General features: G+C 71.2%; 15 protein-coding genes and 1 tRNA gene. 8 read left to right on the top strand and 8 right to left on the bottom strand.

Annotated elements, in window-relative coordinates:
• Position 1: 1 nt before the first annotated feature.
• Genes FFA01_RS07950 through FFA01_RS07940 form a run of 3 tightly spaced genes read right to left on the bottom strand, consistent with a single transcriptional unit; the run spans position 2 to position 4,435 of the window.
• Positions 2-1,825 (bottom strand): dipeptide/oligopeptide/nickel ABC transporter permease/ATP-binding protein, encoded by a 1,824-nt coding sequence (locus FFA01_RS07950; RefSeq protein ID WP_146854747.1) that lies wholly within the window; start codon positions 1,823-1,825, stop codon positions 2-4.
• On the bottom strand, positions 1,818-2,897 hold the full coding sequence (locus FFA01_RS07945) for an ABC transporter permease (protein ID WP_146854745.1): 1,080 nt from the start codon (positions 2,895-2,897) through the stop codon (positions 1,818-1,820). The genes FFA01_RS07950 and FFA01_RS07945 overlap by 8 nt, the downstream gene beginning before the upstream one ends.
• Complete coding sequence (locus tag FFA01_RS07940; RefSeq protein ID WP_146854742.1) at positions 2,894-4,435, bottom strand: ABC transporter substrate-binding protein; 1,542 nt, start codon at positions 4,433-4,435, stop codon at positions 2,894-2,896. Before FFA01_RS07940 ends, FFA01_RS07945 begins: the two co-directional genes overlap by 4 nt.
• Before the next feature lie 146 nt (positions 4,436-4,581).
• On the opposite strand from FFA01_RS07940, the gene FFA01_RS07935 reads away from it, so the two are divergent.
• A complete protein-coding gene (locus FFA01_RS07935; protein WP_167627315.1) occupies positions 4,582-5,631 on the top strand; it encodes an Lrp/AsnC family transcriptional regulator in 1,050 nt (349 codons plus the stop codon).
• A 9-nt stretch (positions 5,632-5,640) separates the two neighbouring features.
• On the opposite strand, the gene FFA01_RS07930 is transcribed toward FFA01_RS07935, so the two are convergent.
• Together FFA01_RS07930 and FFA01_RS07925 are read right to left on the bottom strand one after the other, a co-directional pair.
• Positions 5,641-6,786, bottom strand: coding sequence for a glycerol dehydrogenase (locus FFA01_RS07930; protein WP_146854738.1), 1,146 nt, complete (start codon positions 6,784-6,786; stop codon positions 5,641-5,643).
• A 91-nt stretch (positions 6,787-6,877) separates the two neighbouring features.
• Positions 6,878-7,849, bottom strand: a complete 972-nt coding sequence (locus FFA01_RS07925) for a sugar-binding transcriptional regulator (RefSeq protein ID WP_167627314.1) — start codon at positions 7,847-7,849, stop codon at positions 6,878-6,880.
• A gap of 166 nt (positions 7,850-8,015) precedes the next feature.
• Between FFA01_RS07925 and FFA01_RS07920 the strand changes: the two genes are divergently transcribed.
• From FFA01_RS07920 to FFA01_RS07890, 7 genes are all read left to right on the top strand, one after another.
• Positions 8,016-9,605 (top strand): sugar ABC transporter ATP-binding protein, encoded by a 1,590-nt coding sequence (locus FFA01_RS07920; protein WP_146854734.1) that lies wholly within the window; start codon positions 8,016-8,018, stop codon positions 9,603-9,605.
• Complete coding sequence (locus FFA01_RS07915) at positions 9,602-10,585, top strand: ABC transporter permease (RefSeq protein WP_146854732.1); 984 nt, start codon at positions 9,602-9,604, stop codon at positions 10,583-10,585. Before FFA01_RS07920 ends, FFA01_RS07915 begins: the two co-directional genes overlap by 4 nt.
• A gap of 97 nt (positions 10,586-10,682) precedes the next feature.
• Positions 10,683-11,753, top strand: a complete 1,071-nt coding sequence (locus FFA01_RS07910; protein WP_146854730.1) for a substrate-binding domain-containing protein — start codon at positions 10,683-10,685, stop codon at positions 11,751-11,753.
• A 99-nt stretch (positions 11,754-11,852) separates the two neighbouring features.
• Complete coding sequence (gene xylB, locus FFA01_RS07905; protein WP_146854728.1) at positions 11,853-13,319, top strand: xylulokinase; 1,467 nt, start codon at positions 11,853-11,855, stop codon at positions 13,317-13,319.
• Between the two features lie 716 nt (positions 13,320-14,035).
• Complete coding sequence (locus FFA01_RS07900) at positions 14,036-15,070, top strand: NAD(P)-dependent alcohol dehydrogenase (RefSeq protein WP_146854821.1); 1,035 nt, start codon at positions 14,036-14,038, stop codon at positions 15,068-15,070.
• A gap of 20 nt (positions 15,071-15,090) precedes the next feature.
• Positions 15,091-15,852, top strand: a complete 762-nt coding sequence (locus FFA01_RS07895) for an SDR family NAD(P)-dependent oxidoreductase (protein ID WP_146854726.1) — start codon at positions 15,091-15,093, stop codon at positions 15,850-15,852.
• A gap of 14 nt (positions 15,853-15,866) precedes the next feature.
• The gene (locus FFA01_RS07890; RefSeq protein ID WP_146854724.1) at positions 15,867-16,898 is read left to right on the top strand and encodes a zinc-dependent alcohol dehydrogenase; all 1,032 of its coding nucleotides are present in this window, start codon (positions 15,867-15,869) and stop codon (positions 16,896-16,898) included.
• A gap of 254 nt (positions 16,899-17,152) precedes the next feature.
• Here FFA01_RS07890 and FFA01_RS07885 read toward each other — a convergent pair whose 3' ends face one another.
• The 3 genes from FFA01_RS07885 to FFA01_RS07875 all read right to left on the bottom strand — a co-directional run bounded on the left by FFA01_RS07885 (position 17,153) and on the right by FFA01_RS07875 (position 18,405).
• Entirely contained in the window at positions 17,153-17,710 is a 558-nt protein-coding gene (locus FFA01_RS07885; RefSeq protein WP_244289755.1) for a PIN domain-containing protein, read from the bottom strand.
• Positions 17,710-18,204: a helix-turn-helix domain-containing protein gene (locus FFA01_RS07880; protein WP_146854722.1), complete on the bottom strand. Its 495-nt coding sequence runs from the start codon at positions 18,202-18,204 to the stop codon at positions 17,710-17,712. The genes FFA01_RS07885 and FFA01_RS07880 overlap by 1 nt, the downstream gene beginning before the upstream one ends.
• A 116-nt stretch (positions 18,205-18,320) precedes the next feature.
• Positions 18,321-18,405 (bottom strand) — tRNA-Ser (locus tag FFA01_RS07875).
• Positions 18,406-18,412 lie beyond the last annotated feature (7 nt).

The following is an 18,412-nucleotide window of genomic DNA, read 5'->3' as shown; positions in this document are numbered from 1 at the left end:
CTCAGGACTCCTTCGGGGTGGTGACGGACGTGGCCGGGGCGACCCGTGCCTCCTCGGCTCCCGCCTCGTCGGCTCGCGCCGCCTCGGCGCGCCAGTCGACGACGGGGAGATCGCCGACCCGCTCGGTCAGGCTCGGCGTCGCGGCCAGCAGGGCGCGGGTGTAGGGGTGCACCGCGGTGGCGACGTCGAGGCGGTCGGCGTCGATCTCCTCGACGATCTCGCCCGAGTTCATGACGAGCACGCGGTCGCAGAGCTCGCGGACCACGCCGATGTCGTGCGAGATGAACATGATCGCCGTGCCGGTCTCGCGGTTCAGCCTCTTGAGCTCGCGGAGGATCTCGGCCTGCACGGTCACGTCGAGGGCCGTGGTGGGCTCGTCGGCGATGATCAGCTTCGGGTCGGTGGTCAGCGCGGCGGCGATCATGGCGCGCTGACGCATGCCGCCCGACAGCTCGTGCGGGTGCTGCCCGAGGCGCTTCTCCGGAAGGGTCAGGTGCACGCGGCGCAGGGCGTCGAGCACGATGGAGCGCGCCTCGGCCCGCGACCTGCCGCGGTGGCTGCGCAGCACCTCGGTCAGCTGGGTGCCGAGCCGCAGAGCGGGGTTGAACGTGCTGCCCGGGTCCTGGTAGACGAGGCTCACGGTCTGCGCCATGACCGTCGGGTCGACGGGTCGCAGCAGGTCGAGGTCGTCGAGGCGCATCGTGGCGGCGCTCGCCTCGAGGCCGTCGGCGAGCAACCGGGCGACCGACATGGCCGTGACCGACTTGCCCGATCCGCTCTCGCCGACGATGCCGACGATCTCGCCGCGGGCGATGCTGAACGAGATCCCCTTGACCAGGGGCTTGCCCGCGGTCGTGCCGACCACGAGGTTCTCGACCCGCACCATCGCGTCGACGTCGGGATGCAGCGACGTGCCCGCCGTGCGGAGCTCCGCCGACGCGACCCGGCGACCCGAGCGCGGATCGGCCGCGGCCGCGAGTCCGTCGCCGACCAGCATCGAGGCCAGCCCGGTGACGACGATCAGCACGGCCGGTCCGACGCTCTGCTCCGGGCGTCCGGCGAGCAGCGACGGCAGCGCGTCGTTCAGCAGCTTGCCGAAGTCGTACTGCGGCGACTGCACGCCCAGCCCGACGAACGACAGGGCCGAGATCGCGGTGAGCGACTGGGCGAAGGTCGACGCGGCGAGCACCAGCAGGGGCTCGGCCATGTTGGGCAGCATGTGGTCGCTGACGATGCGGCGATCCGAGACCCCGAGGAGGCGCGCGGTCGACACGAAGTCCCGCTGCGACACCTGCGCGGCCAGGTTCGCCGTGAGCCGGGCGAAGGTGGGGACGCCGGCGACGCCGATCGCGATGACCGCGGGCAGGGCGCCGGCACCGAGGATCGCCGCGACCACCAGGGCGAGCAGCAGCCCCGGGAACGCCACCATCGTGTCGATCACCCGGAGGCAGAGCTCGCGCCCGCGGCGGGGCAGCAGCCAGACGGTCGTCCCGGCGACGACCCCGACCACGACGGCCAGCGCCGTGGCGCCGATCGTCATGAGCAGCGTCAGCCGGGTGGCGACCAGGCTGCGGGCGAGCATGTCGTGCCCGGACTGGTCGGTGCCGAGCCAGTGCTCGGCCGACGGGCCCGCGGCCCGCTCGCCGAGGGCGTCGGCCCGGTCCTGGAGCAGGAACGGCGCCACGACGCCGATCAGCACGACGACCGAGAGCAGCGCGAGCCCGGTGACCAGCCCGGGCGTCCAGTGGAACCGCCGAGGAGGCGCGGCGACGGGAGCGACCGGGACCGCGCCTCCCGCCGTGGTCGGGGTGAGGGTGTCAGTCATTCCGACCTCCGAGGGTGCGCGAGTCGATCAGGCCGAGGACGACGTCGACCAGCAGGTTGACGAGGGCGGCGATCATGCCGAGCACGAGCACCATGCCCTGGATCACCGGGAAGTCGCGGTCGAGGATGGCCTTGATGATGCCGGTGCCGAGACCGGGCAGGGCGAAGACGCTCTCGATGATGAGGGCGCCGCCGAGCATGCCGCTGAGGATGAGCCCGCTGAGCGTCAGCGTGGTGGTCAGGAGGTTCGGCAGCACGTACTTCAGGTGGAGCGCCACGGGCGTCAGGCGCCAGCCGCGGGCGGTGCGGACGTAGTCGTTCTCGAGCACGACGGCGGTCTCGCGGCGGACGACCCGGCTGATGGTGCAGATCGGGCCGATCACGAGCGCCGCGATCGGCAGCACGTAGGCGACCGCGCCGGCCCGGGCGTTGTACGCCGGCGGGAACAGCGGCAGCAGCCCCACGCCGAGGGCGAAGAGCACGACGAGGATGGTCGCCATGATGTAGCCGGGGATCGAGTCGAGCAGCCCGGTCACGGCGCCGAACGCGGTGTCGAGCCAGCGCTTGCGGCCGCCGCGGGTCTGCACGCCGACCCACATGCCGAGCGGGACGGCGACGATCAGCACGACGGCGATGCCGACCAGCGCGATGGTCGCCGTGAACGGCAGCCGGTTCGCGATGATCGTCGACACCGGCTGGCGGTACTGGAACGACGTGCCGAGATCGCCCTGGGCCAGCTGCAGGAGGTAGTTCGCGAACTGGGTCCAGATCGGCTGGTCGAGGCCGAGCGAGACCCGCAGGGCCTCGATCTCGTCGACGGAGGCGTCGGCGCCGGCCAGCGCCACGGCCGGGTCGCCCGGGATGAGCTGGACGATCAGGAACGACAGCACGACCAGGGCGGCGAAGGTGCCCACGAGCCCGAGGGCACGGCGGCCCGCGAAGTCGATCCAGGGCGAGCGACCCCGGCGGGCGGGACGGGAGGCGTCGGAGGGGCGACCACCGGGGGTGGTGCCGGGTGCAGGAGGCGTGGTCGCGCCTCCTGCACCGGCGCGGTCCGCGATCGTGGACGTCATTCGACGATGCGCATGGTCGACGGGTCGATGTAGTCGTCGAAGGTGCGGATGCTGACGCCTTCGGCGGTGACCACCGTGGTGGGGACGCTCGCGAGGGGCGCGGCGTCGACGTTCTCGAGCATCGAGGTCTGGGCGGCCTGCATGGGCTCGCACTGGGCGGCCGGGTCGACGATGCTCATCGCCTCGTTGAGCGCCGAGTAGCCGGTCTCGTTCACCAGGCCCATCTTGTTGCGACCGCCGTCCTCCTGCGAGGGGCCCATCACCCGCAGCAGAGACGAGGTGAGGGTGCCCATCAGGTTGATGTCGCCCTGCACGGTCATGTCCCAGCCGGTCGGCGAACCGGTGGTGGTCGACCAGTTGGCGTTGTCGAGCTCGTCGTAGCTGACGTCGGCGCCGGCGGCGCGCAGCACCTCGGCGACGTACTCGTTGCCCGGGCCGAACAGCTGCGTGCCGACCAGGTGGATCGAGACGCCGTCGAGCACCGCCGAGGCGGCATCGGCGTCGTAGCCCGCGAGCAGCGAGTCGTCGGTGTTGACGCAGGCGACCGAGTCGGAGCTGACCGAGGCGATCGTGTCGCCGCGCCCGTTCGTCAGCACGTCGGCGAAGGCGGCGGGGTCGACGGCCTGCGCGACGGCGGCGCGGAGCTCGGGGTCGTCGGCGAACACCGAGCCCTCGCGCTCGTTGAAGACGAGGTACGACGTGAGGCCCGTCACCGACGACTGCGTGTACGCGTCGTCGCCGTCGAAGCGCTCGACGTCCTCGCCGCTGAAGCTCGCGACGTCGATGCCGCCCGAGAGCAGCTGCGTGGCCTGCGTCGCCTGGTCGGCGATCGGGGTGAAGGTGACCGTCTGCGCCGGCGTGCCCTCGACCGGGGTCGAGAACTCGGGCCAGGCGTCGTAGTCGTCGCGCAGGGTGAGCTCGTACGAGACGGCGGGCTGCGCGTCGGTCAGCGTGTACGGGCCCGAGAAGGCGCCGTCGACGGTGCCGGCGAGCAGCCCCTCGGGGTCGGCCAGGCCGGCGGGGCAGACGATGCCGGTGTGCGGCAGGGTCATGCCGGTGAGGAAGTCCGACCAGTCGTCGGAGAGCTGCACGGCGACCGTGCCCGCGGCGTCGTCCGCCGTGATGTCGGCCGTGGCGCCGCCCATCGCCAGGGTGCGGCCGGTCGAGGCGGTCTCGGGGTCGGCGAACCGGCTCAGCGAGTCGGCGACGATCGTGGGCGTGATCTCGGTGCCGTCCGAGCAGGTGGCCCCGTCGCGGATCGTGAACGTGTACGAGGAGGCGCTGGTCGCCTCCCACTCGGTGGCGAGGCCTCCGACCAGCTGGTTGTCGTCGTCCTTGCGCAGCAGGGTGTCGAACAGCATGCGGTCGACGTAGTAGTCGTCGGCGGCCCGGGCGAGCGCCGGGTCGAAACCGCCGGGGTCGGTGCCGAGCGTGGCGTTGATGCTGTCGGCGGAGGCGCCTCCACCGGAGGCGCAGGCGGTGAGCGTGAGGGCGGCCAGCGCGGTGAGCGCGGTCGCGACGAGGGGGCGAGCGGACATCGGTCCTCCGAGGGCTGCGGGGTGGCGGGTGATGAGGTGGGGTGGTGCCGACTGGTGCTGCGGCGTACCTCAACCATCGACCTCGGGTGCCAGTTATTTCGAGCGCGACGGGGTGATCGTCATCTTTATTGACAGATGGGGCCAGCGTGCGCCAGATTCTTGACGTGGCCGACCAGTTAGATTTCCAGTTGATTAACGCCGTGCAGATCAGTCCGCGCATCTCGTGGGCGCAGCTGGCGGGCATCCTGCAGGTCGACGCGTCGACCCTGTCGCGGCGCTGGCAGAAGCTCGTCGACGACCGCGTGGTCTGGACGGCCGTCTACTACCACCAGCTCCGCAGCTCGCCGTCCGACGACGCCCTCGAGATCCCGCGACGGACGGCGCTGGTCGAGGTGATCTGCCACCCCGGGGCCCGAGAGGCGGTGATCGAGACCGCGTCGGCGCGACGCGAGATCATGAGCGTGCACTGCACGAGCGGGTCGCGCGACCTCTACCTGACGGTGATGGAGGCGGACCTCATCTCGATCGACCGCCTCGTCGACCAGCTGGGCAGCACCGTCGAGGGCATCGCGGCCACCCGCACCCACCACGTGCGCCGGTTCTTCCAGGAGGGCTCGAGCTACCGGGTCGGCGGGCTGTCGACGGCGCAGGTCGGGCAGATCGCCGAGACGCTGCCGCAGAACCCGCGCCGGGCGGTGCCGACGCAGGCCTACCTCGACATCATCGACGCGCTGACCGACGACGTGCGGCGCCCCGTGTCCGACGTGCAGCAGCGGGTCGGCAAGTCGCTCGCCAGCGTCTCACGCGGCATCGACGCCCTGCTGACGGCGCCCTGGGTCGGCTGGCGCATCGACTTCGCCTACAACCTGCTCGGCTGGGAGACCTCGGCGATGCTCTGGCTGAGCGTCAGCCAGGCCGAGATGGAGAAGGTCGCGGCGGCCTTGCAGCTGTTCCCCCAGCTGCGGATGTGCGCGTCGGTCACGGGCGAGGCCAACCTCGTGGCGTCGCTCTGGCTGCGCAGCCTCGACGAGCTCGACGACATCGAGAACAAGCTGACCCGGGTGTTCCAGGGGCTGCGCATCGTCGACCGCTGGGTCGTGCCCCGGGTGGCGAAGCGGGCCGGCCACCTCTTCGACGGCGACGGGCGCTGGGTCTCGTTCGTGCCTCCCGGGCTGGAGCGGCGCCCCGCCGACTGAGGCGCCGGCTCAGTGCTCGGCGACGTACAGCTCGGGCTCGGGCAGGCCCTTCGCGGCGCGGATGGTGCGCGAGAGGCGCTCGATCGACGTCAGGGCGGCCACGACGTCGGCCGCGGTGACCGGGAACGGCATCGCGTGGATCGTCTCGGTCTCGACCGTCGCGGCCTCGGCCACCGCGGTGAGCGCATCGACGTCGTCGACCGTCAGGCCGATCTCGGTGAGCGTGTTGGGCAGGCCGACGCGGGTGGTGAACTCGACGAAGTCCTCGATCTCGGCGCGCGGAGCCCCTTCGAGCACGAGCTGCGTCAGCGACCCGATGTTGACCTTCTGACCGTGGGTGAGCCCGTGGGTCTGGGGTGCGGCGGTGAGCCCGTTGTGGATGGCGTGGGCCGCCGCGAGCCCTCCCGACTCGAAGCCGAGACCGGAGAGCAGGGTGTTGGCCTCGACGAGGGCCTCGAGCGCCGGGGTGACGACGCCGTCCTCCGCTGCGGCGATTGCCGAGAACGCGTTCTCGTGGATGATCGTCCAGGACAGCTCGGCGAGGGCGAGGCCGGCGTGGGTGGCGAGCCCGCCCGCCATGGTGGTGGAGTTCGAGCGCCCGGAGGCCCGCGCCTCCAACCAGGTGGCCAGGGCGTCGCCGATCCCGGCGACCAGGAACCTCACCGGGGCGTTCGCCACGAGCTGGGTGTCGATCAGCACGAGGTCGGGGTTGCGGGGGAAGAACCGGTACTCGATGAACTCGCCCTCCTCGCTGTAGACGACGGCGAGGGCCGAGGTGGGGGCGTCGGTCGACGCGACCGTGGGCACGCTGACCCAGCGGATGCCGGCGAGGTGCCCGGAGGCCTTGGCGGCGTCGATGGCGCTGCCGCCGCCGACGGCGACGACCACGTCGGCCGAGGCCGCCTCGATCTTCTCGACCAGGTCGTCGATGGCGGCGGGAGTGGCGAAGCGTCCGAAGCCGACCCGCTCGACGGGGAGCGAGGCCGACTCGAAGCTCGATGCGACGGCGTCGCCGACCAGCCCCCAGACGACGTCGTCCGAGACGATCAGGGGCCGCGAGCCGATGGGGGCCACGAACTCGCCGAGCCTCGTGATGGCGTCCTTGCCCTGGACGTACCGGGCGGGGCTCATCACCGTGCGGATGGGAGTGGTCATGGAACGTTCCTCTCGTTGGATCCTGCGCGTCCTCCCGACGGTACGCGGACCGGATCCGTGCGAGCAGGGCACGGTGCCGTCTCGAGGATCGTCAGGACGCGGAGTCCGGACCCGCGCCTCCTGCCGCCTCGTCGCGGTCCCCGCGCAGCAGCCGCTCCGCCGTGGCCGCATCGGTGATCAGCGACTTGACCAGCCCCGTTCGGAGCGCCGCTCTGATCGCCACCGTCTTGGTCACGCCCCCGGCGACGGCGATGACCTCGGGGATGCGGCGGAGCTCGTCGACCGTGATGGCGACCGAGCGGTCGTCGATCGCGTCGACGATCTCGCCGGACTCGGTGAAGAGGGTCGCCCCGACCTCGCCCACCACGCCCGCGGCCAACAGCGACTCGGCGATCCCGGCGCGCGCGGCGCCGTCGTAGAGCTGCGAGTCGGCCGGCTGCCAGCTGCCCACCGCGACGACGCCGATGTCGACCCGGGCGAAGCGGGTGAACGCCTCGGCGATGCCGCGGTCCGAGCGCAGCGCCTCGGCGACCTCGGCGTTGGAGACGAACAGGGGCGCGAAGATCGGGAACGTCGGGCCGCCCGTGACCTCGCCCACGCGGCGGATGACCTCGACGCCATGCTCCTTGACTGGGCCGGCGACCCCGCCGAGGGCGACGACCTCGCAGTAGGGCAACGACGTGAGCTGCATCGTCGTGGCGTTGAGGGTGCGCCCCGCGGTGAAGCCGAGAACGGCACCCGCGGGCACGATCTCCTCGAGCAGCTGCGCCGCGACGGCGCCCAGAGCCGACTGGATGACCTCGGGCTCGTCGCTCGGCGTCGTGACGGCCAGCGCATGCTGCAGGCCGAATCGGTTCTTCAGCTCGATCGAGAGGTCGAGGTCGACCGATGCCGGGTTCTGGATCGTGATCTTGACGACGCCGCTCTGGACGGCCTTGTCGAGCATGCGAGCGACCTTGAACCGGGAGACCCCGATCTCCTCTCCGATCTGCACGTGACTTGCCTTGTCGATGTAGAAACGCCGCGCTACGTGACTGATCTGGACGAGCTCATCGGGCCCCATCGTCGGTTCCTTCCCTGGATGCATGAACCCTACCCGCAGACACTCTTCCGCTCAAGTGAGCGGTGGTTGCGCTCGGACGCGCGGTGTGGTTGTCTCTGTCCTGCCACCGCGGAAGCGGCGGATGACGACGCGACGATGCGCTGATGCTCGTCGGGAAAGCGAGCTCATGAGCGACGAACCAGCGACCCTCGAGTGTCGAGACGTCGAGATGGCCTTCGGCGGGGTGCCCGTCCTCCGCGGCGTCTCGCTCGCCTTGCGACCGGGCACGATCACCGCCCTCGCCGGCGAGAACGGCGCGGGCAAGTCGACCCTGATGAAGATCGCGTCGGGCCAGTACCGCGCCGACGCCGGGATCGTGACCGTCCGCGGCGAGACGCTCCAGCCGGGCAGCACCGCCGATGCCACCAAGCTCGGCGTGGCGATCGTGCCGCAGGAGCTGGCCTCGCTGGAGGAGATGACCGTCTACGAGAACCTCTTCGTCGGGCGTGAGCTGCGCGGACCCTGGGGCCTGCGACGCCGCGACATGATCGCGACGGCCCGGGAGAACCTCGAGAGCTTCGGCGTCGACATCGACCCGAGCCGGAAGATGGGCACGCTCCCGCTCGGGCTGCGCCAGATCGTCGAGATCGTGAAGGCCACCAACACGGGCGCGCGGGCCATCCTGCTCGACGAGCCGTCGAGCGCCATCGCCGCCCGCGAGGTCGACCGGCTCGGCGCCGTCATGCGCAAGCTCCGCGACAGCGGCGTGGCTCTGCTGTTCACGACGCACAAGATGGAGGAGATGCGGAGCCTCGCCGACGTCGTCGTCGTGCTCCGCGACGGCGACCTCGTGCTCGAGTCGCCGATGTCCGAGGTCTCGGACGACGACATCGTCACGGCCATGATCGGCCGCGAGCTCGACGATCTCTTCCCCGATCGTCCCACCACCCTCGGCGAGACCGTCCTCGAGGTCGAGGGCCTGCAGGTCGAGGGCTCGCCGGCCCCGGTCGACCTCACCGTCCGTCGCGGCGAGATCGTCGGACTCGCCGGCCTCGTCGGAGCCGGGCGCACCGAGCTGCTCGAGGGCGTCTTCGGCATGCGACGCACGACCGCCGGGACGGTGACCGTCGCCGGGCGGCGAGTGCGCCGCAACGACCCCGCCTCCGCCATCTCGTCGAACGTCGCGCTCGTGCCGGAGGACCGCAAGGGCGCCGGCGGGGTGCTGTCCATGGACATCCTCGACAACGGCACCCTGCCCCGACTCGCGTCGTTCACCACGGCCGGCTGGCTGCGCGGCCGCGCCCGCCGGGAGGCGGTCGGCGCGGCCACCCGGTCGGTCGCGCTGAAGAGCCGCGGACTGAAGCAGAGCATGGAGACGCTGTCGGGCGGCAACCAGCAGAAGGTGGTCTTCGCCCGGTGGCTCGTCGGCTCGGTCGACGTGCTGCTGCTCGACGAACCGACCCGGGGCGTGGACGTCGGGGCGAGGAGCGAGATCTACCGCATCGTCACCGAGCTGGCCCAGCAGGGCATGGCCGTCGTCATGGCGTCCAGCGACATGCCCGAGATCCTGAGCCTCTCGCACCGCGCGCTCGTGCTCAAGGGCGGGCGGGTCGTCGCCGAGCTCGACCGGCGCGACCTCGACGCACCCGACGTCCAGGACACGATCTTCCGTCTCGCCAGCGGCCTGACCACCGACCCGACGACCGCCGCCTCGACGTCGACGCCCGTCACCCCCGCCTCGGCACCCGCCGCCGCTTCGAAGGAGTCCGCACGATGACCAGCGCATCCACCGCCCCCACCCGCCGACGGATCGACGCGGCGACCGTCCAGGCGTTCGCCATCCGCTACGCGATGGTCATCGTCCTGCTCCTGGTGATCGCGTTCTTCGCCTACCGCAGCGCCCGCTTCGGCACCGTCGAGAACGCCACCACCATCCTGGTCGCCGCCGCGCCGTTCGCCCTGATCGCCCTCGGGCAGACCCTCGTCATCCTCACCGGCGGCATCGACCTCTCGGTCGGCAGCGTGATCGCGCTCAGCTCGATGAGCGCCGCGCTGGTGGCCAAGGCGACACCCGGCCAGATCTGGATCCCGGTCCTCGTCGCGGTCCTCGTCGGTCTCGCGGCCGGCAGCGTGAACGGCTTCGTCGTCTCGGTCATGAAGGTTCCGCCGTTCATCACGACCCTCGGCATGCTGACGTTGGCGTCGGGTCTCGCCTACGTCGTGGGGAACGGCGCCCCGATCAACGGTCTGCCCACCGAGTTCGGCGCCATCGCCAACACGAAGTTCCTCGGCCTGACCATCCCCGTGATCCTGATGATCGTCGGCATCGTCGGTCTGGGCCTCGTCATGCGCCGCACCGCCTTCGGCATGCGCGTCTACGCGGTCGGCGGCAACCCCCTCGCCGCCCGCATCGCCGGCGTCAAGACCGGGCGCGTCCTGTTCAGCGTCTACGCCATCAGCGGTGCGTTGGCCGGCCTCTCGGGCGTGATGCTCGCCTCCCGGGTCATCACGGGCTCCCCCACGCTCGGCCAGGGCTACGAGCTCGACGCGATCGCCGCCGTCGTCATCGGCGGCGCGAGCCTCCTCGGCGGGCGCGGCACCGTCTGGGGCACCGCCCTCGGCCTGCTGCTGATCCAGACGCTGAACAACGGCCTCGACATCCTCACCGTCCCCGCCTACTGGCAGGACGTCATCAAGGGCGTGCTCATCGTCTCGGCCGTCGCCGTCGACGTCTGGGCCGCGAAACGACGGCGCTGACCCGCCCGGCGCACCGAGCCTCCCCGTTCCGCCCCTCACACCCCGCACCTCTCACCCCGCACCTCCACCCCGCACCCCACCGAGCGAAGGAAAATCGATGAAGATCAACCGCCCCCTCACCCGCCTCGCCGTCCTCGGCGTCACCGCCGCGACGGTCGTCGCCCTCACCGGCTGCGGCGCCGGAGACCCGTCTGCGGGCGGCACCGACGAATCGGGCGAGGAGCGCATCACCGTCGGCATCAGCGTCTACGACATGTCCTCGTTCATCACCGAGGGCAAGGAGGGGATCGACACGTACGCCGAGGCGAACAACATCGAGGTCCTCTGGAACTCCGCCAACAACGACGTCAGCACGCAGGCCGGTCAGATCGACCAGTACGTGACGGCCGCCGTCGACGCCATCATCGTCGTTCCCGTGCAGGCGGACACGCTCCAACCGCAGGTCTCGCAGGCCAAGGCCGCCGGCATCCCGATCCTCGACGTCAACGCGACCCTCAACAACCCCGACATCACCGCGAGCGTGCAGCCCGACGACGTCGCCGCTGGGGCCCAGGAGGCGCAGATGATGGTCGACGAGATCGGCGAGACCGGCAACGTGGTCATCCTGCAGGGCCCGCTCGGCGGGTCGGGCGAGATCAACCGCGGCAAGGGGATCGACCAGGTCCTGGCCGAGCACCCGGGCATCACGGTCCTCGCGAAGGACACCGCGAACTGGAAGCGCGACGAGGCGGTCAACAAGACGAAGAACTGGATCTCGGCGTTCGGCGACGACATCGACGGCGTCATCTCGCAGAACGACGACATGGGCCTCGGCGCCCTCCAGGCGTTGAAGGAGGCGGGCATGTCCGTGCCGATCGTCGGGATCGACGGCATCCAGGACGGTCTCCAGGCGGTCAAGGACGGCACCTTCATCGGCACATCCCTCCAGAACGGCACCGTCGAGCTGGCCACGGGGCTCGCAGTCGCCGCCCAGGTCGCCCGCGGCGAGGCCGACGACGCCAACCCGGTCTACGTCATGCCCGCGATCACGACCGACAACGTCGACGCCGCCATCGAGCACGTCGTCACCGATCGCGACGCGTTCCTCGACCAGCTGACCGAGCTCATCGACGCGAACCTCGAGACGGGCGACATCTCGTACGAGGGCCTGCCCGGCCAGGAGAAGTAGCGACGGCGGTCGGGGACCGGTCACGGCCGGTCCCCGACCCCGCCTCGGGCTCCCCGTCCCGACCGCCCCGTCCACGATCCGACACCGGAGGAACGACCCATGACCGCGAAGCGCATCGTCGCCGGCGTCGACTCGTCGACCCAGTCCTGCAAGGTCGAGCTGTTCGACCTCGACACCGGCCACCGGATCGGAGGAGGCGCGGCGCCGCATCCGGCGGTCCACCCGCCGACCAGCGAACAGGACCCCGAGACCTGGTGGCTGGCCTTCCTCGCCGCCTTCGGCCGGGCGCTGACCGACGCGGACGTCGCCCCCTCGGCCGTGGTCGGCCTCTCCGTCGCGGCCCAGTGCCACGGTCTGGTCGTCCTCGACGAGGCGGACAGGGTGATCCGACCGGCCAAGCTCTGGAACGACACGACCTCGGCCGAGGACATCGCCCGCCTTCGTCGCGACATCGGCGACGCGACCCTCGTGGGACGCCTCGGCACCCTCCCGACCTCGGCGTTCACCCTCGGCAAGCTCGCCTGGCTCGCCCGTGTCGAACCGTCCGCCCTCGCACGGACGGCCCACATCCTCCTCCCCCACGACTACCTCACCTTCCGGCTCACCGGCCGGCGGGTCACCGACCGGTCCGAGGCCTCGGGCACGGGCTACTTCGACGCCGAGACGAACGAGTACCTGCCGGGCTTCCTCGCCCGGATCGACCCCGACCGCGACTGGGCCCCCCTGCTGCCCGAGGTGCTCGGCCCCGACGAGGCGGCGGGCCCCGTCGTCGGGTCCGCACGCGAGCTGCTGGGGCTCTCCCCCGACGTGGTGGTCGGCGCCGGCGGCGGCGACCAGCATGCCGCCGCGCTCGGTCTCGGGATCACCGGCGGCGACGTCGTCTACTCCTTCGGCACCAGCGGCGTCGTCTCGGCGTTGAGCCGCACGCCCGTGCGCGACCCGACGGGCGCCGTCGACGGGGTCGCCGACATGACCGACGGGTGGATGCCGCTGGCCAGCACGCTGAACGCGGCCCGCACGACCGACACCTTCGCGCGCCTCCTCGGCACCGGGCACGACGAGTTCGCGCGGCTCGCCCTCGCGGCCGATCCCCGCCGGGCTCCCGTCCTCGCTCCGTACCTCGACGGCGAACGCACGCCTGACCTCCCCGGGGCCGTGGGCATCCTCGCCGGCATCACGACCGAGACCTCGCGTGAGGACGTGGCCTTCGCCGCCCACGAGGGCGTCGTGCTCGGCCTCGTGCGGGGGCAGCGGCACCTCGAGCGCATGGGCGTCGCGGTCGACGGGCGCACGCTCGCGGTCGGCGGCGGCGCTCGGTCCCCCGCGTACCGGCAGGTGCTCGCGGACGCGACCGGCACGCCCGTCGCCGTGACCGACGTGTCGGAGGCCACGGCACGCGGTGCCGCCGTCCAGGCGGCGGCCGTCGCCACCGGCAGCCCGGTCTCCGTCGTCCGCGACGCGTGGGCGCCCTCGAGCACCGTCGTCGCCGGACCTCGCCCGGAGGCCGTCGACCGACGGGCTGCGTTCGAGGCGGTGACCTCGATCCGCAGCCTCGATCGATCGTGACGGCGGCGATCTCGACGGACGGCGCCTCCTTCGCCGTCGCCGCGTGGTCGGAGGTCGTCGCCGCCCGCGGCGTGGTCGTCGCCGGAAGCCTCTACGCGGCGCCCGCGGGCTCGCGGGTCGACGCTGCTCGGGCGCTCGCGCGGGCCGGCCGGGCCGTCCACGTCGACCTGATCGTCGATCCATCGGGTCAGCACCGGGGCGTGACGCCGGTCGAGCTGGCCGAGGTGCTCTCCGGCGTTCCGGAGGCCCGGGTCGACGTGCACCTGATCCCGACGGCTCCCGGGACGAACCCCGCCACCACGACGACCGCCGCCGCCCGGGAGATCGACGCCGTCCTCGCCGGACTCGACCCCTCACGACTCGACCACGTCACGGTCGATCGAGGCACGCTGCAGCGACAGGCGTCCGCGCTCGAACGCTTCCGCGACCGAGGAGGGGCGGTGTGGCTCGAGATCCCCTGCGAGGACCCCGCGACGGACGTGCCCGACGTCGACGGCCTCCTGGTGATGCTCATCTCGTCCGGGACGAGGCACGACGCCGATCCGGCCTCCCTCGACAAGATCGCACCGCTCGCCGCCCGACTGCCCGTCGGCGTCGACGGCGGAGTCACCCCGACGATCGCCGGCGCCGCGGCCCTGGCCGGGGCCCGCCGGATCGTCTCGGGCCGCGCTCTCCTCTCCCTCCGAACCCCGAACCCCCATCCGAAAGGCATCACCATGAGCCAGAACCTGCCCGACTCCATGCGGACGAGCGTCCTCGAGGGCGCGAAGACCCTCACGATCGAGGACCGCCCGCTGCCCCAGGCCGGACCGGGCGACGTGCTCGTCCGGGTCGCCGCCGTCGGCGTCTGCGGGTCGGACGTGCACTACTTCCGACACGGGCGGATCGGCGACTTCGTGGTCGACGGCCCGTTGGTGCTGGGCCACGAGCTGTCCGGCGTCATCGCCGCCGTCGGCGCGGGGGTGGACGAGGCCCGGATCGGCCAGCGCGTCGCCATCGAGCCGCAGAAGCCCTGCCACCGCTGCCGCGAGTGCCTCGCCGGCCACTACAACCTGTGCCCGAACATGGAGTTCTACGCGACCCCGCCGATCGACGGCGCGTTCACGGGCTACGTCACCATCGAGTCCGCCTTCGCCCACGCCGTGCCCGACAGCATCTCCGACGAGGCCGCCGCCCTGCTCGAGCCGCTGTCGGTCGCGATCACCACGATGCGCAAGGCGCATGTGGTGCCCGGCTCACGGGTGCTCATCGCCGGCGCCGGGCCGATCGGCATCATCTGCGCTCAGACGGCGCGGGCGTTCGGGGCGAGCGAGGTCATCGTCAGCGATCTCGTCCCCGAGCGGCGCGAGCGCGCCCTCGGCTACGGCGCAACGCAGGTCGTCGACCCCGCCGAGGTCGACGTGGCCACGGCGGGCTTCGACGTCGACGCCTTCGTCGACGCGAGCGGTGCCCCGCGGGCCGTGTTCGCGGGGATCCAGGCGGTGCGGCCGGCCGGCTACGCCGTGCTCGTCGGTCTGGGCAACTCCGAGATGACGCTGCCCGTCGAGCACATCCAGAACAAGGAGGTCTGGGTCACGGGCATCTTCCGCTACACGGACACGTGGCCGGCCGGCATCCACCTCGTCGAGAGCGGCCAGGTCGATCTGGACTCGCTCGTGACCGGCCGCTTCGACCTCGATCACGTCGAGGAGGCCCTCGAGAGCGATCTCGACCCGGCCAGCCTCAAGTCGATCGTCTACCCCCACCAGTGAGCAACGAAAGGTCCCTCCCCATGACTTCACCCTTCAGCCTCCACGGCAAGACCGTCCTCGTGACGGGCGGCAACCAGGGCCTCGGCAAGGCCTTCGCCTTCGGACTCGCCGAGGCCGGGGCCTCGGTCGCGATCGCCGGCCGCAGCGCCGAGCGCAACGCCGCCGTCGTCGACGAGGCGCGCGAGACCGGCCACACGTTCGTGCCGATCACCGCCGACATCACCGACGACGCCCAGGTGACCGAGATGACGGCGACCGCGATCGACGAGCTCGGCGGGCTCGACATCCTCGTCAACAACGCGGGCACCTGCTATCACAACGAGTCGTTCGACGTGACGGACGACGAGTGGGCCGACGTCTTCGACCTCAACGTGCGCGCACTGTGGAAGGCCAGCCTCGCGGCGGGCGCCCACATGAAGGAGCGCGGCGCGGGCTCGATCGTCAACATCGGAAGCATGTCGGGCCTGATCGTCAACCGACCGCAATGGCAGCCCGCCTACAACGCGTCGAAGGCCGCCGTGCACCACCTCACCAAGTCGCTGGCCGCCGAGTGGGCTCCCCTCGGCATCCGGGTGAACGCCGTGGCCCCGGGCTACGTCAAGACCGAGATGGCACCCGTCGACCGTCCGGACCTCAAGCGCTTCTGGATCGACGACGCCCCGCAGCAGCGCTACGCCCTGCCGTCGGAGATCGCGCCGAGCGTCGTCTTCCTGGCCAGCGAGGCCGCCTCGTTCATCACGGGCTCGGTGCTCGTGGTCGACGGCGGCTACACGGCGTTCTGAGAGAGGAGGAGATCATGAGCAGCATCAGACGCGTCGTCGTCGACTCGATCGACGACATCCGGGTCGAGGCGGTCGACGCCCCTCAGGCCGGTCCCGGCGAGGTGACCGTCCGCAGCACCGTGGTCGGCATCTGCGGTTCGGACATGCACGCCGCCCACGGCCGGCATCCCTTCATGTCGCTGCCGTTCTGGCCGGGCCACGAGGTCGTCGGGGCGGTCTCGGCCGTCGGCGACGGCGTGGACCCGAGCCTGGTCGGTCGCCGTGTCGTGATCGAGCCGAACCTCGCCTGCGGACACTGCGACCAGTGCCGGGCGGGGCGGTACAACATCTGCGCGACCCTCGACGTCTTCGGCTGCCAGACGCCCGGGGGCATGACCGACGAGTTCGCGATCGCCGCCGATCGCGTCATCGCGCTGCCCGACGACCTCGACGACGACTGGGCCGCCCTGGTCGAGCCGTTCTCGACGCCGGTGCACGCGGTGCGTCGGGCCGGCGACCTCTCGGGCAAGCGCGTCGTGGTGATCGGAGCGGGGCCGATCGGCCTGTTCGCGGCGATCGCCGCCCTCGACGCCGGGGCGTCCCGCGTGGTGGTGGCCGATCTCCTCGAGAGCAAGCGCGCACGGGCCGAACGCCTCGGGGCGCACGGCTCGTTCGACTCGTCCGCCCCGGACGCCGCCGATCGGGCTCGCGAGCTCCTCGGCGGCCCGGCGCACGTGGTCGTCGACTGCGTGTCGCGCGAGTCGACCGTCGCCCTGGCGATCGCGGCCCTCGACAAGGGCGGGATGCTGATGACGGTCGGAGTGCCCGCGGGTCGCACCCTGGTCGACCTCGACCTCGTGCAGGACCGCGAGCTCACCCTCGTGGGCAACCTCATGTACGTCCGGGAGGACGTCCTGCACGCGATCGAGCTCCTCCGCCGCAAGCCGTTCGCGCTCGACGAGATCGTGACCGGCACGTTCGACCTCGACGAGGCCGATCGCGCGTTCGCGGCCTCCGACGATCCGGAGCAGGTCAAGATCCTCATCCGGGTGCGGTCCTCCGCCTAGGTACGAGCGTCGAGGAGGCGCGGGTCGGCCGGTGGCGCCGCGCACTCCCTCGGCGTCACGCCCGCCTTCGTGGTCGTCGGCGCGGTCGACACGGTCGCCACGCTGCTGCCGTTCGCCGGCGGCTCCTGGCGGCGGATGGACTCACCGCGCGGCGGCCTGCCGGCGTGACGCTGAAGCGGAGGGCGTGGGATTCGAACCCACGAGACATCGAGCTGATCCCGACTCGAGCCATGGCTCGCGAACGCCGTCAGCGCTCAGAGGTACCGGCCGACGTCGGCGGCGAAGCGAGGCACACCAGCTCTCCGCAGCGCCTCGAGCACATCATCGACATCCTGGCGCGGGTCGCTGTAGTCCTCGGCGAGCTCATGCAGAACTCTCACCACCAGGCCGGGAAAGAGGTCCAGCTGATCGAGGAGGAAGTCGTCGGGGTGAACGAGATCCACGTCGAACGGATCCAGCGACGCATCGGGGAAGTCTCGGAGATTGAAGGTCACGAGGACGTCCGCTCTCGACCGGATCGCCGCAGCGAGGACGTGCCGATCCTTGGGGTCGCAGGACAAAGAATCCATGAGCGGCTCGTAGCCCGTCACCAGGGCATCGGGGAAGAACCGACGCATCGTCGCCAATCGCTTCTCGATACCTCCTTCGGAGATCCCGTTCGCGACGACGTTCCGCCGCACCTCCTCGAGCACCTCTTCTGACCAGAGGGGCCGGAAGGCACCCTCGTCAGCGAGGCGCAGCAGCAGGTCGGTGAGCCTGATCCCATAGATCGTGCAGGCGTCGAAGAACGCAGGAAACGACACCGGGTTCACTACTCCGTGACGCGCTTCTGACGCTCGAGCGATTGCGTCTCGCGAGCCAGCTCGCGGAGCGCGCTCCGCCGGTCGACGCGGAACGTCTCCTGGAAGTCGATGACGTCGCGAAGGAGCACACGACGGTGCCTGCCCCGTTTCTCATAGGGGATCGTGTCGTCCTCCAAGTACTTGATCAGAGTGGGACGGGAGACCCCGAGGAAATCGGCGGCCTGCTGAGTCGTCATCTGCATGTCGTTCGGTGCGACCGTCACCCCGCTGCCGCTGGCGAGCGCATCCGCCACCTGTTCCAGCACCTCGAAGACTTCGTCAGGGATGTGACGAAGCGATCCATCTGGTGCTTGCAGGGCTGCGCCCTTGTGGTCCGCGGTGGACTCGACATCGAGATGCCGAAGGAGGCGGGCGAAGTCGACGATGTCGTCACGCGAAGCCTCGCTGGCGAAATACGTCCGTGCTGCGGCGTGACGGTTACGGGGTTGAAGTGAGGTCGCCATGCGCCGAGCGTATACGCAAAAAAAGAAAGTTAACCGAGACCAGGCAGACCCGTGACGGCGGGGGTCGAACGCCGAGTCAGGCGATACGACCCCTGGCTCGACCGACGTCCTTCAAGCGGAGGGCGTGGGATTCGAACCCACGAGACATCTCTGCCCACTTGTTTTCAAGACAAGCTCCATCGGCCGCTCGGACAGCCCTCCCGGTGCC

Source organism: Frigoribacterium faeni (genome assembly GCF_007988805.1).
In the GTDB taxonomy this organism is placed as follows: domain Bacteria; phylum Actinomycetota; class Actinomycetes; order Actinomycetales; family Microbacteriaceae; genus Frigoribacterium; species Frigoribacterium faeni.
This window is presented reverse-complemented; position numbering and strand designations above follow the sequence as displayed.

Coding starts and splice junctions, on each gene's coding strand:
- FFA01_RS07915 (WP_146854732.1), top strand. CDS start 9,602: ATGACCAGCGCATCCACCGCCCCCACCCGCCGACGGATCGACGCGGCG.
- FFA01_RS07920 (WP_146854734.1), top strand. CDS start 8,016: ATGAGCGACGAACCAGCGACCCTCGAGTGTCGAGACGTCGAGATGGCC.
- FFA01_RS07925 (WP_167627314.1), bottom strand. CDS start 7,849: ATGGGGCCCGATGAGCTCGTCCAGATCAGTCACGTAGCGCGGCGTTTC.
- FFA01_RS07950 (WP_146854747.1), bottom strand. CDS start 1,825: ATGACTGACACCCTCACCCCGACCACGGCGGGAGGCGCGGTCCCGGTC.
- xylB (WP_146854728.1), top strand. CDS start 11,853: ATGACCGCGAAGCGCATCGTCGCCGGCGTCGACTCGTCGACCCAGTCC.
- FFA01_RS07880 (WP_146854722.1), bottom strand. CDS start 18,204: ATGGCGACCTCACTTCAACCCCGTAACCGTCACGCCGCAGCACGGACG.
- FFA01_RS07900 (WP_146854821.1), top strand. CDS start 14,036: ATGAGCCAGAACCTGCCCGACTCCATGCGGACGAGCGTCCTCGAGGGC.
- FFA01_RS07930 (WP_146854738.1), bottom strand. CDS start 6,786: ATGACCACTCCCATCCGCACGGTGATGAGCCCCGCCCGGTACGTCCAG.
- FFA01_RS07945 (WP_146854745.1), bottom strand. CDS start 2,897: ATGACGTCCACGATCGCGGACCGCGCCGGTGCAGGAGGCGCGACCACG.
- FFA01_RS07890 (WP_146854724.1), top strand. CDS start 15,867: ATGAGCAGCATCAGACGCGTCGTCGTCGACTCGATCGACGACATCCGG.
- FFA01_RS07910 (WP_146854730.1), top strand. CDS start 10,683: ATGAAGATCAACCGCCCCCTCACCCGCCTCGCCGTCCTCGGCGTCACC.
- FFA01_RS07940 (WP_146854742.1), bottom strand. CDS start 4,435: ATGTCCGCTCGCCCCCTCGTCGCGACCGCGCTCACCGCGCTGGCCGCC.
- FFA01_RS07895 (WP_146854726.1), top strand. CDS start 15,091: ATGACTTCACCCTTCAGCCTCCACGGCAAGACCGTCCTCGTGACGGGC.